Source organism: Psychrobacillus sp. NPDC093180 (assembly GCF_044754065.1).
Lineage (GTDB): Bacteria > Bacillota > Bacilli > Bacillales_A > Planococcaceae > Psychrobacillus.
The window spans coordinates 21,733-37,749 of record NZ_JBIVOJ010000017.1; the positions used below are offsets into that span (position 1 = coordinate 21,733).

At 39.6% G+C, this 16,017-nt stretch carries 16 protein-coding genes; 14 read left to right on the plus strand and 2 right to left on the minus strand.

Annotation, left to right across the window (positions count from 1 at the left end):
• Nucleotides 1-22 precede the first annotated feature (22 nt).
• Together ACIP9W_RS20005 and ACIP9W_RS20010 are read left to right on the plus strand one after the other, a co-directional pair.
• Nucleotides 23-574, plus strand: a complete 552-nt coding sequence (locus tag ACIP9W_RS20005) for a GNAT family N-acetyltransferase (protein WP_400792897.1) — start codon at nucleotides 23-25, stop codon at nucleotides 572-574.
• Nucleotides 575-656: 82 nt separating this feature from the next.
• The gene (locus ACIP9W_RS20010) at nucleotides 657-1,196 is read left to right on the plus strand and encodes a DinB family protein (protein WP_400792898.1); all 540 of its coding nucleotides are present in this window, start codon (nucleotides 657-659) and stop codon (nucleotides 1,194-1,196) included.
• A 53-nt stretch (nucleotides 1,197-1,249) separates the two neighbouring features.
• Here ACIP9W_RS20010 and ACIP9W_RS20015 read toward each other — a convergent pair whose 3' ends face one another.
• Nucleotides 1,250-2,659 carry an amino acid permease gene (locus tag ACIP9W_RS20015; RefSeq protein ID WP_400792900.1) on the minus strand — a complete coding sequence of 470 codons (1,410 nt, stop codon included), beginning with the start codon at nucleotides 2,657-2,659 and terminating at the stop codon, nucleotides 1,250-1,252.
• 481 nt (nucleotides 2,660-3,140) lie between these two features.
• The gene (locus ACIP9W_RS20020) at nucleotides 3,141-4,007 is read right to left on the minus strand and encodes a LysR family transcriptional regulator (RefSeq protein WP_400792902.1); all 867 of its coding nucleotides are present in this window, start codon (nucleotides 4,005-4,007) and stop codon (nucleotides 3,141-3,143) included.
• A gap of 263 nt (nucleotides 4,008-4,270) precedes the next feature.
• Between ACIP9W_RS20020 and ACIP9W_RS20025 the strand changes: the two genes are divergently transcribed.
• From ACIP9W_RS20025 to ACIP9W_RS20080, 12 genes are all read left to right on the plus strand, one after another.
• Nucleotides 4,271-5,788, plus strand: coding sequence for an aldehyde dehydrogenase family protein (locus ACIP9W_RS20025; protein ID WP_400792903.1), 1,518 nt, complete (start codon nucleotides 4,271-4,273; stop codon nucleotides 5,786-5,788).
• A 29-nt stretch (nucleotides 5,789-5,817) separates the two neighbouring features.
• The gene (locus ACIP9W_RS20030; protein WP_400792904.1) at nucleotides 5,818-7,011 is read left to right on the plus strand and encodes an NAD(P)/FAD-dependent oxidoreductase; all 1,194 of its coding nucleotides are present in this window, start codon (nucleotides 5,818-5,820) and stop codon (nucleotides 7,009-7,011) included.
• A gap of 26 nt (nucleotides 7,012-7,037) precedes the next feature.
• Entirely contained in the window at nucleotides 7,038-7,937 is a 900-nt protein-coding gene (dapA, locus tag ACIP9W_RS20035; protein ID WP_400792906.1) for a 4-hydroxy-tetrahydrodipicolinate synthase, read from the plus strand.
• A gap of 69 nt (nucleotides 7,938-8,006) precedes the next feature.
• Nucleotides 8,007-8,795: an aspartate/glutamate racemase family protein gene (locus ACIP9W_RS20040; RefSeq protein WP_400792908.1), complete on the plus strand. Its 789-nt coding sequence runs from the start codon at nucleotides 8,007-8,009 to the stop codon at nucleotides 8,793-8,795.
• A 12-nt stretch (nucleotides 8,796-8,807) separates the two neighbouring features.
• The gene (locus ACIP9W_RS20045) at nucleotides 8,808-9,095 is read left to right on the plus strand and encodes a (2Fe-2S)-binding protein (protein WP_400792909.1); all 288 of its coding nucleotides are present in this window, start codon (nucleotides 8,808-8,810) and stop codon (nucleotides 9,093-9,095) included.
• The gene (locus ACIP9W_RS20050; protein WP_400792910.1) at nucleotides 9,076-9,402 is read left to right on the plus strand and encodes a (2Fe-2S)-binding protein; all 327 of its coding nucleotides are present in this window, start codon (nucleotides 9,076-9,078) and stop codon (nucleotides 9,400-9,402) included. Before ACIP9W_RS20045 ends, ACIP9W_RS20050 begins: the two co-directional genes overlap by 20 nt.
• Nucleotides 9,396-10,628 (plus strand): NAD(P)/FAD-dependent oxidoreductase, encoded by a 1,233-nt coding sequence (locus tag ACIP9W_RS20055; RefSeq protein ID WP_400792911.1) that lies wholly within the window; start codon nucleotides 9,396-9,398, stop codon nucleotides 10,626-10,628. The genes ACIP9W_RS20050 and ACIP9W_RS20055 overlap by 7 nt, the downstream gene beginning before the upstream one ends.
• A gap of 24 nt (nucleotides 10,629-10,652) precedes the next feature.
• Complete coding sequence (locus ACIP9W_RS20060; RefSeq protein ID WP_400792913.1) at nucleotides 10,653-11,252, plus strand: short chain dehydrogenase; 600 nt, start codon at nucleotides 10,653-10,655, stop codon at nucleotides 11,250-11,252.
• 16 nt (nucleotides 11,253-11,268) lie between these two features.
• Nucleotides 11,269-11,988 (plus strand): SDR family oxidoreductase, encoded by a 720-nt coding sequence (locus ACIP9W_RS20065; protein WP_400792915.1) that lies wholly within the window; start codon nucleotides 11,269-11,271, stop codon nucleotides 11,986-11,988.
• A gap of 64 nt (nucleotides 11,989-12,052) precedes the next feature.
• Nucleotides 12,053-13,597: an alanine/glycine:cation symporter family protein gene (locus ACIP9W_RS20070; protein ID WP_400792916.1), complete on the plus strand. Its 1,545-nt coding sequence runs from the start codon at nucleotides 12,053-12,055 to the stop codon at nucleotides 13,595-13,597.
• Between the two features lie 12 nt (nucleotides 13,598-13,609).
• On the plus strand, nucleotides 13,610-14,362 hold the full coding sequence (locus tag ACIP9W_RS20075) for an SDR family NAD(P)-dependent oxidoreductase (protein WP_400792917.1): 753 nt from the start codon (nucleotides 13,610-13,612) through the stop codon (nucleotides 14,360-14,362).
• Nucleotides 14,363-14,791: 429 nt separating this feature from the next.
• Nucleotides 14,792-16,015 (plus strand): M20 family metallopeptidase, encoded by a 1,224-nt coding sequence (locus tag ACIP9W_RS20080; protein WP_400792966.1) that lies wholly within the window; start codon nucleotides 14,792-14,794, stop codon nucleotides 16,013-16,015.
• Nucleotides 16,016-16,017 lie beyond the last annotated feature (2 nt).

Genomic DNA, 16,017 nt, shown 5'->3' on the forward strand with positions numbered 1-16,017 from the left:
GAATTAAAAGGAGTTAAATACAATGGAAAAAGATTTTCCTACATTAGAAACAAACAGATTAATCTTAAGAAAAGTATCAATAGACGATGCTAAAGATATGTATACATATTTATCGGATCAAGATGTTGTAAAGCCGATGGGGTTAGAACCTTTTGAATCAGTGGAAGACGTATGGGATGAAATAAAATGGTATCAATCTATATATGAAGAAGGGACAGGAATTCGATGGGGCATTACCCTAAAAGATTCCGGTAAGGTAATAGGAAGTTGCGGGTTTCTTAATAGACAACCTAAACATTACCGAGCAGAAATTGGTTATGAATTGAGTCAAGTTCATTGGGGTAAAGGGATAGCCAGCGAGGTGTTAGAAGCGGTCGTTCAATATGGTTTTGAGCATTTTCAATTAGAAAGAATTGAGGCATTAATTGAACAAACGAATGTGCCATCTCAAAAACTAGTAGAAAAACAAGGTTTTCAAAAAGAAGGATTGTTAAGACATTATGAATTCGCAAATGGTAAATTTGAAGATTTGTATATGTATTCCATCTTAAAAGAAGATCTTCAACATATTTAATGGTACTCGACTGAATTGGTAAAACGAATAAATAGATGGTTCACCGAATATGTAAAAGTATTAACGATAAAGGAGAATCTACATGCACAAATTACTGGAGGAAGACGAATATGCACCAGACTTTTCAAACTATGTAAAGCTAGTACCTGATGGAGACTTTATACAAACTTTAACGAAGCAAATGGAAAAAACGATTGGCTTACTACTCGATATTTCAGATGAACAAGCTCATTTTCGTTATGCACCTGAAAAATGGAGTGTAAAAGAAGTGATTGGCCATATGGCAGATGCAGAGCGAGTAATGGCATATAGACTTTTAGCTATCTCGCGTGGAGATACTGTTTCTCTTCCTGGTTTTGATGAGAAAGAATATGCCCAACACGCATCATTTGATAAACAGTCAGTAAAAGATCTTCTTCAAAATTTGAACATTGTGCGCCAATCAACCATTCACCTAATTAGAAGCTTAGCAGAGGATGATTTACTTCGTCGCGGTACTGCAAATAATTCAGAAGTAACTGTTCGTGCATTAATAGCAATTATTGTAGGTCACGAGCTTCATCATTGCAATATTATTAGAGACAGATATTTTGGTGATGCAGCGTATCCCGAAAACAAATGAATGAAAAAAGACGATATCGCTACACAAAGCGGATATCGTCTTTTCTATTTTACCTAGCGGATTGTCCTGGAGGAAGCTTGTAAAATACCTTCCTTCAATTCCCCGACTTTATCTTTCTTTCGAACAAAAATGAAATAAGAAGCAACGGTCAAGCTAGCGATTAGCAAAGTGAGTAGGGCTTGTACACGCAATGATTCAATGATAAGCATAGCGACGTATATTCCCGAAATAATGATAATAGTTGCATACGTCAAGTAAGGGAAAAGCCACATCTTAAGCTGAAGTGCTTCGGGATTCTCCTTTTCCAGCCTTTTTCTCATCTGTAAATGAGAGAATGCGATAACAAGATAGACTAATAGAGCCACAGCCCCTGATGAATTAATTAAAAACAAAAATATTTTGTCCGGAGAAGTATAGCTAAAGATAACCGCAACATATGAAAATATTGTACTGAATAGTATTGCTCGAACTGGAACACCTTTTTTACTTAGTTTCAAAAATCCTTTTGGCGCGTCGCCTTTCTTCGCCATCCCGAACAACATCCGAGAATTTGCATATAAAGCGGAATTTAAACAAGAAAGAACTGCAGTCAGAACAACAAAGTTCATAATTTGCGCTGCTGCGGGGATACCGATATAATCAAGAACCGCAACGAACGGACTTACGAGTATATTAGCCGAATTCCATGGTAATAGTGTTACGACTAGCGCGATAGAGCCAATATAGAAAATGAGAATACGCCAAATAACACTGTTAGTTGCCACTCGAACTGCTTTTCCCGGATGCTCGGACTCTCCAGCTGCAATTGCGACAATTTCCGTACCCATGAACGAAAAGATAACTACTGTAATTCCTAGCAACACAGAACCAAAGCCAGTTGGCATAAATCCACCAGCACCCAGTATATTTACTGTTCCAGGTGCATTTACACCAGGGTACCATCCAAAAATGACACAAAGACCGAGTACAAGAAATAAACCAATGCTAATGACTTTAATAAGTGAAAACCAATACTCGAATTCACCAAAAGACTTAACAGAAAAAAGATTAGTAAGCGTCAATAATACAGTTAAGATAAGTGCCATTAGCCAAAGTGGAAAATCAGGTATCCAGTACTGCATAATCGCTGCTCCCGCAATCGCTTCAATCGCGATAACGACAACCCAGAAAAACCAATACAACCATCCAATTGTAAAACCTGCCCATGGTCCAATCGCATCACTCGCGTATGTTGAAAAGGAGCCGCTAGTCGGATAGGCAGCCGCCATTTCTCCGAGCATTCTCATGACCAATACGACAATTGCCCCCGCAAATGCATAGGATAGAATCGCCCCTGGACCGGAAGCGTTAATTACTGCCCCACTACCGATAAATAAACCTGCTCCAATTACACCTGCAATGGAGATCATACTAATATGTCGGATCTTTAAGTCCGATTTTAACTGCTCTTGCTGACTCGTCATTTACATTCCCCCTTGTGTAAGTAATAATTCCTCGAAATGTGAATTTTTTAGTAACTTAAGCGTAATCAGTTCATAAATTGATGTGCTGTTCTTTTTGTAGGTGAGAAATATTATTACCTCCTTTCAAACATTAAAGCGCTTTAAAACTTTTGTTAGAATATTCTTTTAAGTAATTAGTTAAATTATACATCAACGCCAATATGTTTTTCTGGACAAGTTGTAAATTGATACGGAATTGAATTATACAGAGTGTTAAAGGGTTGCACAGCTAAAATATTTCGAACAAGAATTTAAGCGAAGAAAACTATTAATATATAGTTAGGATGAAGAATTCCTTTGAAACATTCTTGGCCTCTAAAGCCACCGCTGACTAAAAGCGGAGCTGTTATTGCATGGCTAAGGGCCCTATTGCGCTTTCAATTAGTTTGTGCAGGTACTTACTTGTACAACATACACAGATATTTTTTTATTTAGTATCTTTTTAAATAGTTTGATAGATTTCTTTAACAATAGAGATAAAGCTTTTTGTTGCATGGGAAGTCTGATTTGTAAATCCTAAACCAATAATTCTATAAGCCTCATCTTCAAATTCAAGCGCTGTAATACCTTCTGGAGCGTTTTTTAAAACAAGTTCAGGACGAATATTGATTCCGATATTTGCTTGCACCAAGGCAATGATTGACTGGTCATCAGAAATTTCAAATTTAACAGTTGGATCAATTTTGTATTTATTAAAAAAAGTTATAACCTCGCTGTCCCACCCTTTTTTAGGTTTAATTATTGGATATTTCTCGAGTTGCTGAAGACTCATAGTAGTTTGTGTATGTAAAGGATTGTCGTTTGAAACAATACAAAATAACTTATCTTTGTGCAATGGTAAAAAATCGATATTATGTTTTGTAGGTGCTGTTGTGAAGCAACAATCTAATTCTCCTAAATGAACCGCATTTTCTAGACTCTCGTAATCATCTTCCAATATTTCAACGATAATTTCGGGGTGTTTCCTTTTAAACTCCTTCAATATAGTAGGAAGCCAATGGGTCGTTACACTGGCGAAGGTTCCTATTCTTATAGCTCCTGATTCTAATCCATTTAATGCGTAAGCATCCTGTAGTAAATTATGATGAGCATGAATGATGGTCAGTGTATGCTCATATATTTTTTCCCCTTCTCTAGTCAGTTTGATCCCCAATCTATTGCGAAGTAGTAAATGTAAACCCAATTCATCTTCCAGGCTTTTAATTGCATGACTTACAGCAGATTGTGTAAGGCTTAATTCGATACCTGCTTTTGTGATGCTCTGTAGTTGAACAACTTTGTTGAATATTTCATATCTTTGAATAGTCATTACTTTAGCCTCCTTGAATATGAAAATAATTAATACATATCATGATAAACATTCGTTTCACTAATTATAATAATCAGACTATACTGAAAATAAATCAAGGGAAACTACTAACCTTGAATTGAAAATCATTGTGTGAAATGTAAATTGGCACAATTTTTTCAACAAAACCGATTCGATACCTAGCAAGGTGGCTAATATATGGAAAGTTTGCCTAGAATCGAAGACCTGAAACGTTAACTTTTGAAGAAGGGAGAAAAGTAGATATGACAATCACGATGGAAAAATTTGAAGCGGTCCTACGGGAAAAAACAACAGTTCAAAGAATGTACTTGAATGGAAACTGGATTACAAGTGTTTCAAATAAAACGAGGGAAATCATAAACCCTGCAAATAATGAAATTATAGCGTTAGTAACAGAAGGTATAGCTGAAGAAGTAGACATAGCTGTAAAAGCTGCCAAAGACGCCTTTTATAAAAATGGATGGAAAACAGTCTATGCCCGAACGAGAGCGGACCTACTATTAAAAGTTGCAAGTAAGTTAGAAGAACGCAAAGAAGAGTTTGCCATGCTAGAAACATTAAATAATGGGAAAGTATATGAGGATTCACTAGCGGATGTGGAAGATGCGATCAATCAATTTAAATACTATGCTGGCCTTGCTACAAAGCCACATGGTCAAACCTATGAGGTACCGGATGAGATACAAGCGATGGTTGTCCGTGAACCAATAGGGGTTGTTGCACAAATTGTCCCTTGGAATTATCCGCTTGTCATGGCTGCACAGAAAATGTCGGCAGCATTGGCAGCCGGTTGTACGCTTGTTATCAAGCCTGCTTCGCAAACACCATTAACGCTCATTCGGTTGTTTGAAATTTTAGATGAAGTCGGCTTTCCAAGTGGTGTTGCGAATCTGGTGCTTGGTTCTGGTTCGGTTATTGGCGACGTGCTTGTCAATCATCCTGATGTAGATAAAATCTCCTTTACTGGAGGTACATCGACTGGCAAACAAATAATGAAAGATGCAGCAGATAAGATTAAAAAGGTGAGCCTGGAACTTGGTGGGAAATCCCCGAATATTGTATTTGCGGATGCTGACTTTGATACGGCAGTTGACTATGCGCTGCTTGCAATATTTGCAGGTCAAGGACAAGTTTGTTCCGCGGGCTCACGCCTCCTTTTGGAGAAATCTATTTATGACAAGTTTGTACCTGAGCTTGTTGCACGGGCAAAAAAAATTAAAATAGGACCAGGCTGGGATAAAGACACGGAAATGGGTCCTCTTATTTCAGAAGATCATCTGGAAAGTGTATTAAACTACGTGAAAATTGGTGTGGAAGAGGGCGCGGAGCTGTTATGTGGAGGAAATCGAATAACGGATGGTGAACTTGCGAAAGGCAACTTTATCGAACCAACAATTTTTACAAACACAAAACCGAATATGCGTATAGTTCAAGAAGAAATCTTCGGGCCAGTACTAGTAATTCAAGTTTTTGAAACAGAACAAGAAGCGCTAGAGTTGGCTAATGGCACTGACTTTGGATTAGCCGCTGCTGTATTTACCAATGATGGAGCGAAAGCACAACGTGTTATCCGTGGTCTGCAAGCAGGTATTAATTGGATCAATGCCTATCATCCAACTTTTAACGAGGCACCGTGGAGTGGCTACAAACAAAGCGGAATTGGCGCAGATCTAGGAACATACGGCTTTGAAGAGTATTTATTGACAAAACAGATTAACATCTCTCTTCATGTGCAACCGTCTGGATGGTATAAAGGTTGACGAGTTATGAGGCATAAGGAGGTCCCATCATGACCAGTTTTGATATTGTCGTCATAGGTGCTGGTATTATCGGTTCAAGTGTTTCCTATCATTTGTCCAAAGCAGGCTACAGCGTAGCACTTGTAGAAAAAGGCGACATTGCACACGGAACATCTAGTCGTTGTGATGCAGTAGCGCTCATTTGTGATAAGAAACCAGGCATTGATACAGCAATAGGATATAAAAGTATCCAGCTTTATAAAGAGTTAGCAAAGGAGTTCTCATTTGATTTTGAATTCTCATCAAGAGGGAGCTTGTATGTTTGTGAAACGGAACAAGAGCTTGAAATTGCGCAAGGTTACGTTGCCCAACAAATAGCCGATGGGTATGACATGAAAATGGTGGATAACAAGGAACTGCTCGACATTGAACCTTATTTGGCAAAAGACTTACGAGGTGGAATCTGGACGGAAGTCGATTCCACGATGAACCCTTACTTAGTATGCTTTGCTTTTATAGAAGAAGCAAAAAAATATGGACTTAAGCTATTCACAAACCACGAAGTAAGAGAAATTAATCAAGGACCTGATGGGCGTGTTGAATCCGTTAAAACAGATAGAACAACGCTTCATACAAATCATATTGTTAACTGTGCAGGTGTCTGGGCAGCGAAGATTGGTCAAATGGTAGGAATTGATATACCTATACGACCACGCAAAGGTATGGTTTTAATTTCGGAAAAAACTAAACCGATCGTTAGTCAAAAAGTGCATGAATTCGGCTACATGCTTTCTAAATTTGAAGATATTACCTATAAACGTGCTGTCAGTAAGCTTGTAGAAGAGAATAATATTGCTTTTACAATTGAACCGACAGAAGCTGATAACTTTCTACTAGGAGGACATCGTGCATTTAAAGGGTACGATATCAGTTCGGAAAATGATGTTATGCGAGGAATTGCTGAACGAGCGATTCGATTTCTGCCAATCCTCAAAGATATCAATTGCATTCGCGCGTATGCTGGTATTCGTCCGTGGGTGGCTGATCATTTGCCAATCGTTTCTGAAGTCGAGGAGGTGCCAGGCTTTTTTATAGCAAGCGGGCACGAAGGTGACGGCATCAGTATGGCCCCCATTACCGGAAGAATGATTACGCAGTTAATCGCAGGAGAAGAAACAGATTTTAACATAGACAGGTTAAACTTTTCACGTTACAAACAATTCGAAAAGGTAGCAAACTATTAATAGATAAAAAATTGGAGGAATGAACTATGTATAAACCATTTGGAATGATTCCAGCAATGCCAACCCCTTTTGACCAACAAGGAAAGGTAGATTTTGAGGCGTATAACGAATTGATTGAGCACCTAATTAATGGGGGTGTCCACTGTCTGCTTGCAGGTGGAAGTACAGGTGAATATTCACTGATGACACTAGAGGAGCGAAAATCTGTTTTAAAAGCAGCAGTCGATGCTTCGAATGGCCGTGTTCCGATTATGGCTGGAACAAGTGCCCATAGAACGGAAGAAACACTTGAACTAACGAAATATGCAGCGCAAATTGGCGCGGATTGTGCGTTAGTTATTACGCCTTATTATATGAAGACAAGTGAAGCGGGCATCATCGACTACTATAAAACAATTGCAGAGCAATCCGGTATCGGGATTGTCATCTATCATTATCCCTCTGCAACAGGCGTGGAGCTTTCTCCTGAGTTGATCGCTGAATTAAGTAAAATTGAAGGAATTGTTGGTGTCAAGAATACAACAGACCAAGAACATACATGTAAAGTAATTGGACTGACAAAAGATCAAAAAGACTTCTCTGTATTGACAGGATACGAACATCTGATTTTACCGACATTAGCTGTTGGAGGAGACGGAGCAACCGGAATCATTCCTAATCTAATACCAAAAGAGATTGTTAAAATTTATGATTTATTCACAAAAGAAAGAGATATTGAGGGAGCAATTGCACTCAACCAAAAGCTGCTACCACTCTATGATTACGTTGAAGCGGAGCCTAGCCCAGGCCCGGTAAAAGCTGGACTTGACATGATTGGACTAAAAGGCGGAACGGTACGTTCACCACTCGTACCTGCCTCTGAAGAATTAAAACAAAAAATGCACATAACACTTTCTGAACTTGGCTACGAAGTGAGCCCAGTCTAATAATTTTGGAGAATAGCTGAAAAGCTATTCTCTCCTTTTATTCATAAATCTAAAGGTGGGATTGACAACATGTCTATGCAAACTGTAAATCAAAGAGAATATGGTTTTATTGAAAAAGGAAAACAATCGAAAGTTCATATGAAGAAAGGACAGTATATCTCAGGCTTTTCTGTTGGGATTTTGTATTTAGATGAGTGTTGGTATCCCATTTTACCAGGTAATGTAGCCAATCTCGCAACCTATGATTTTCCTGTTGTGTTGAAGGTCGTGCCAAATTGCACCCAAGAAAGAATTCACGTGGGAGATCCAACGCTTGTCGACGATGTCATTCGTGCAGCTAAGCAATTTGAGGCAGAAGGTGCTCGGGTAATATGTGGAGCATGTGGGTTTTTTGGTAATTTTCAAGAACAAGTAGCAAATGCCGTAGATATCCCTGTATTTCTATCCAGTGTCGTGCAGCTGCCTTGGATTAAAACGGGATTAAAATCGACGCAACGTGTAGGTATGCTAACAGCTGATAGTCATGGAATTACTCCGGCTCTATACAAAAGTTGTGGCATAGACGATCCAGATTATGTAGTTGTAAAGGATTTAGGTAGATTACCTGAGTTCTCTGCAATCATTGAAAGTAGAGGCAGTTTCGATAACGACATTGTACGTGAAGAAGTTGTAAGTGCGGCTCTGGAGCTTGTTCGTGATAACCGGGATATCGGGGCAATTCTATTGGAGTGCAGCGATTTACCCCCATACGCTGCAGATATTCAACAGGCAGTCGGACTACCCGTTTATGATTTTATTACAATGATTCGCTGGGCGCATATGGCGACAGCACAAAGACCATATGACGGGTTTATCTAGGAGGGTCTTAAAATGAGCGATGAGAAGACGATTATATGCAGATGTGAAGAAGTATCATTAAAGACAATCAGTGAAACAGTCTATCAATATAACTGCTCCTCCCGTGAAGTGAAACTCCGCACGCGGGCAGCTATGGGATATTGCGGTGGGAGAACCTGTCGACATGTCATCGATACTATAGTGGCAGATTTAAACCAAAAGGCTGTTACGGATGAGATTCAACTGAGTTACCGCCCACCAGTGCGTCCTATAACCTTTGGAGCGTTAGGAGGGGGATACCATGACAATGAGAGTTGTTAATCATTCCGTTCTTGGAAATCTTCCAGAACGGAATCGGGTTACGATTTACTTCAACAACAAACCTTTTCAAGCGTATGAAGGGGATACCATTGCCTCTGCAATGATGGCTGTGGGTGTTAAAACACTACGGTATCACGAAGAGAGTGGCAATGGGCGAGGGATCTATTGCAATATTGGTCATTGCTTTGAATGCCGAGTTCAAGTTGGGGAACGAAAAGTTGTTCGAGCTTGCTTGACACCCGTTTCAGAAGGTATGGAGATTTATTCACTTTCTGTTTTTAAGAAGGGAAGTGAATCAAATTGTTGAATTTATTGATTATTGGTGCGGGACCGGCAGGGTTGAACGCTGCAATTGCAGCGGCTGAGCAAGGTCTTGACGTCAAAGTGATTGATGAGTTTCCGAAAGTAGGTGGACGCCTACTAGGTCAACTTCATCAAGAACCTAACGGTGAATGGTGGAACGGCATAGAAATGGGCGAGAAACTTCATCAAAAGGCACTAAATGCGGGAGTAGAAATTCAGTGTGAAGTTTCCGTTGTAGACATTAGCCAATCCGTTTCAGGGTGGACGGTTTATACTTCGCAAGGAATGATGAAAGCTCAAACGCTGCTGTTAGCAACAGGAGCAACAGAAACACCTATCCCAATACCTGGATGGACACTTCCGGGGGTTATGTCCATTGGGGCAGCACAAGTGATGGGTAATGTCCACCGAGTGAAGCCGGGAAATACCTGTGTCATCATTGGTGCAAATGTATTGTCTATGGCGATTGCAAATGAATTGAGATTATGTGGAATAAAGGTGAAAGAAATCGTTCTTCCTGTTGTAGGGCCAATATCGAAAGACGCAGGCATACCGGAAAAAGTTCTAGCATTACTGATGAAGCTAACGCACTTGGCACCAACCGCTATTTTGCGTCAGGCAGGTAAGCTTGGAAAGTTTGTAAACCCAAACTTTGCCATCCAGTGCTTTCCTAGAAGGGGGATTAAGCTGTTTGGAATTCCCATTCGTATTAAGACGGCAGCTGTCGAAATACTAGGTGAAGATCATGTAACGGGTGTCCGAACGGTTAGTATTTCATCGGACGGAAAAGTGGTTCAAGGTAGTGAAAAAGTAACGGAAGCCGATTTTGTTTGTATAGCTGGAGGGTTAGCGCCGATGTCTGAGCTAGCGTCGATTGTTGGATGTTCCTTTAAATACGTACAGGAACTTGGCGGTCACGTGCCTGTACATAGTGAACGAATGCAAACAAATGTCCCCAATCTCTTTGTCGCAGGAAATATAACAGGTGTAGAAAGTGCAAAAGTTGCAATGGCTCAAGGAAAAGTAGCGGGTCTGGCAATCGCTTCGGAATGGAATGGCAACAGTAAAGAATTGGAGTTAGCACTAACTATAGCAATGGAGGAAGTAAGAAAAACAAGGGCAGAGGCGCTCATCCAGTTTCAACCAGGCATACCGGAAGCGCGAGATACTGTATACCAACAATTTATATTAGATGAACAGAAAATAAAACAAGAAATCTCTGTTTCATAAGAAAATGGTATTGGAGGAGCAGATTTGAAATTATTATTAGTAGGTGCCAATGGGACACTTGGTACTGCAGTTGTTAACGGAATGAAAGATAATGCTGAAATTATTCAAGCAAGTAGAAGTAATTCTACTATTAAAGTAGATATCACATCGACAGATAGTATTCGAAATATGTTTGATGAAGTCGGGAAAATAGATGCACTTGTTTGTACAGCTGGTGCAGCACATTTTGGAGCCGTTGAAGAACTAACCCCAGAACTAAATAGCATAGCTGTGAACAGTAAGCTTCTTGGTCAGGTGAATTTAGTATTACTAGGATTACCGTATATCTTGGATAACGGTAGCATCACGTTAACAACGGGGATTTTAATGGATGACCCCATCGTGAAAGGAGCTTCTTCTGCCATGGCAAACGGGGGTGTTCGTGCTTTTGTTAAATCTGCAGCGATTGAGTTACCAAGAGGAATTCGCATTAATAGCGTGAGTCCAAATATATTGGAAGAATCAAAGGAAAAGTATGGTTCGTCTTTTGAAGGCTACGAGCCGGTTCCAGCAAAACGAGTTGCCCTTGCTTTTAGAAAGAGCATTCTAGGCGCTCAAACAGGACAAAGCTATACCGTTTATTGACACACGAGTACTTCATGTGCTCTTAACACAAAAGGAGGTAATTGTAATAGAAGAAACAGTTGTCATTACAGGAGCTGGGAGTGGTCTTGGGGCATCTTTAGCGAAGAAGTATTCAGCGCTTGGCAAACATGTGTGTTTACTTGGAAGAACGAAAGAAAAGCTCGTTAGGACAGCCACTGAACTGGAAAGCAGTCATTCTATCTATGAAGTGGATGTGACATCCATCCCAAGTGTTAGAGTCATTATGGATATAATACGAAAAGAACGTGGGTCGATTGATTATTTAATCAATAACGCTGGTGTGGGGATTTTCAAGTACTTGGAAGAACTGCACGAAAAAGAGATTGACGAAATGATTGATACGAACTTAAAGGGAACGATCTATTGCACGAGGGAAGTAATATCAGGGATGAAAGAGAAGAATAAAGGCTACATCGTAAATATTGTTTCTGCTTCCGGAAAAATAGCAAAAGAGACGGAAAGTGTCTATAGCGCAAGCAAATTTGGTGTGCAGGGCTTTTCAGGTGCAATTGCACAGGAACTAAAAAATTCCAAAGTACAGATTTTCTCTGTCTATATGGGGAATATGAAAACGAATTTATGGGAAAATAATCACCCTGAAGCCCAACTGAATAATTATATGGACCCAGATGATGTAGCTGAAATCATTATTGAAAACCTAAAGCCACGAAGACATTTATCTGTAACAGATGTGACCATTTTGAACCATTTTTAGTGAAAAGCTTAGAAAGTAACTCGGTTAAAGTATTTGATTAGGCAAACTTTAAAGGGGGATGTTTATGACTGATTTTTTCAATTGGCTCAGTGGGATGGTGTGGAATCAGTATTTTATTTATTGTTTTCTAGCAGTTGGTTTGTTTTTTACGATTGCAACTAAGTTTGTTCAGGTGACCCATTTAAAAGATATGTTCAAGTTGATGTTTCAAAGGAAAAGTTCTAAAAGTGGGGTCTCCTCTTTTCAAGCAATCTCTATGTCTTTAGGGAGTCGTGTCGGGACAGGTAATATTGCAGGAGTGGCAACCGCCATTGCATTAGGGGGACCCGGTGCTATTTTTTGGATGTGGTTAATGGCATTTCTAGGTTCAGCAACCTCTTTTATTGAAATTACACTCGGTCAGGTTTATAAAAGCAAACTGAATGGTGAATACCGCGGAGGGCCATCCTATTATATTGAGAAGGGATTAGGGTTAAAGAAGTTTGCTTTTGCATACGCAGTTTTAACAATCGTGGCGAAAGGTTTCCTATTGATGAATATTCAGTCAAATACAGTTGCTGCATCCATGAAAGGTGCATTTGGCATTCCACCGATTATTACAGGTTTAGCAATGGTAACTCTCTTAGCTTTGATCATCTTGGGAGGGGTAAAGCGAATTGCCAAGGTTTCGGAATGGTTAGTACCCATTATGGCGATCGGGTACTTAATCGTTTGTATGATCATACTGGGTGCGAATATAACAGCTATTCCAGTCGTTTTTAAACTAATTATTTCTAGTGCTTTTGGTGCTGAAGCGACATTCGGAGGAATTATCGGCTCTGCTATTGCGTGGGGAGTTCAGCGTGGATTTTTCTCAAATGCAGCTGGATCGGGTGGAGAAACATTCGAAGGATCTGCTGCCGAAGTTTCACATCCAGCTAAGCAAGGGCTCGTACAAGCTATGGCTGTATATATCGATACATGGGTTATTTGTACAGCGACAGCTTTTATGATCTTAATCACAGGAATGTATAATGTACATCCTTCTGGCACTGAAGCTCTTGCAACTAATATACCTGGGGTAGAAGCGGGTGCGATGAATGTGCAGCTCGCTGTGGATTCCGTATTTTCAGGCTTTGGGTATTCCTTTATTGCGATTGCTTTATTTTTCTTCTGCTTTACGACGATGATTGCCTATTATTACAAATCAGAAACAAGTCTGGCTTTTATTAATCGCGATAAGAAAAACGGTAGAACGTGGTTAGACTATCTATTGAAGTTTGGTATTCTATTTTTTGCACTAACTGGTAGTATTATTTCTGCAAGTACAGCTTGGACACTTGGAGATATTGGTTTAGGCAGTATGGCTTATTTGAATATAATTGCTATACTACTTCTTACAAAACCGGCATTGAAAGTACTGAAAGATTATAGGGAACAGAAAAAAGCTGGGAAAGACCCCGTATTTGATCCAGTGAAGATTGGAATAAAGAACGCCGATTTCTGGGAAAGTGAATTTGAAACGGAAACGTCTGATTATGAAATTGAACTTAAGAAAAGTAAAAATGAGCGCACTACTAGTGGTAAAGTACAACCTTTAGTGAATGCAAGTCAACCAGAAAAAGTGTAAGAGATGGAGGAAATGATGAGATTAAAAGATAAAGTAGCTATCGTAACTGGTGCAGGTTCAGGAAATGGAGCTACCATTGCCAAGGGATTTCTTGCAGAAGGGGCGAAGGTTGTATTCGCCGATATCAACATCCATGCAGCACTGGAAGTGGCTAGTCAATCTGATGCTCGCCAAGATGATTGGATGGCAGTAGAAGTAGATGTAGCAAGTCCAACTTCCGTTAAAGAATTAATCTACAAATCAATGAAAGCGTTCTCAAGGGTTGATATTATGGTGGCAAACGCAGGGATTACTATTAGAAAACCTTTTCTTGAATTGACAGAATCAGATTATGATAAAGTAATGGATGTAAACGCAAAAGGTGTATTCTTTTGCAGTCAAGAAGCTGCACGAATTATGGATGAACAAGGTGGCGGTAGCATTATTCATATGTCTTCCACGACTTCTGTTTTGGCAGAAGCAAATGCAGTGCAGTATGGTGCTTCGAAAGGAGCAGTTGCTGCCATGACTCGACATATGGCATTAGATTTAGGAGACCGCAATATTCGGGTAAATGCGATAGCTCCTGGAACCATTCAGACAAACCTAACTGGATCACGTTTACAAGATGAAGAAGTAGTTGCTAAGGAGGCAGACCTTACAATGTTGAAACGTATTGGGCAACCAAGCGATATCGTGGGAGCGACAATTTTTTTAGCATCTGATGAGTCATCGTTCATAACTGGAACGCAAATTTTTGTAGATGGTGGCTATTCAGTTAAGTAAATAAGTTATGAAAAAAGGAATTGAGTTGTCATTAGGACAATTCAATTCCTTTTGTTATTTAATTATTAAACTATTTAATAGTTTAATACAGACGTCCAAAAATATGAAGTTCTTTTATTTAGTGCATTATCTTGATTGATAAATCGTGCAAGGTTTTCAACGTAGGAGCCTTTTTTTCATAAGATATATCCTTTAGGCAATCTGTATAGTTTTTTGGGTGAAGGATTTACACTTTGTCTAGTTCAATGAAAGCGATTACTTAATAAAATTAATTAGTAATATTCTGAATAATTAATATAACTTTATTTATGTTTTGATATTGTTGTATTTTTCCTAATTATTACATCTTCATAAGTCTGAGAGTAATTTTTAGTTAAGGACCTAGAAGGGGTGTATATGATGGTAAAAAAGATTAGAAAGGGAGATTATATGAAAACAAACGTAGAGTACGACACGTATACACGTGATCGGGAGGAAGTGATTAATCTAACGACTGATCTTGTTCGCATTCCGAGTGTTTATAGAGAAAATGATCCGCATGGTAATGAAACGAAAGTGGCAATGTACGTTGCACAATATTTGAGAGATAGAGGAATTGAAACACATGTAGAAGAGGTGGTTCCAGGTAGACCGAATGTTATCGGTATAGTCGATTCTGGAAAACCGGGAAAAACGCTTCTTTTCGAAGGTCATACGGATGTTGTGACCGAAGGAGATAAGGACGCTTGGACATATGATCCTTTTAGTGCGCATGTCGTGGACGGGCGGATGTACGGTAGAGGAACGAATGATACAAAGGGAAATTTGGCGTGCATGATCACAGCTGTTCACTCACTTCTTCAGGACAAAGAAGAATTTACTGGAAAAATAATTCTGTGTATTCCTGTAGATGAAGAGGGGTTAATGATTGGGATCAAGCACTTCATAAAGCAAGGTTGGGCAGATGATGTAGATGGTGCAATCATTTGCGAGCCAGAAGAAAATAATGTCTGCATCGCACAGCGAGGAGCTATGCGTATACGAGTAGATGTTTATGGGAAAATGGCACACGGCGCAATTTCCTGGAGCGGTATTAATCCGAACTGGCGGATGGCGAGATTCATAGTGGAACTGGAAAAGCTAGAAAAGGAAGAGCAAGCAAGATTGGGTGAAGATCCGTACTTAAAGTGGCCTTCCATTACACCAACTATTTTACAAGCGCCTGTAAAAGGCGATGCCCAAATAAACGTCATACCGGATCACTGTATGATGACGCTTGATATTCGAACAGTGCCAAAGCAAAACCATGATGAACTACTGGAGAAAATCAATTCTATTATTGATAGACTAAAAGAAGATGATTCGGATTTTAACGTGGAATTGACAATCCTGGATAACCGACCTTCTACAATTACAGCTGCCGATAATCCTGTCGTGAAAGCAATTTATGATGCAGTTGAATCGGTGACAGGCGAGAAACCTATCTACAATGGTGTTCCTGGAGCGACTGATGGGACATTCCTTCATATGCATGGTATACCTATTGTGACAATCGGAGCTGGGGACAGGGATATCCCTCACCAAATTAACGAGTATATCGACATAGAAGAACTAGCAGTAACTACAGCGATTTATAGAGATGCAGCTTTGCGCTTTTTGAAAGGTGAGGAGTGATC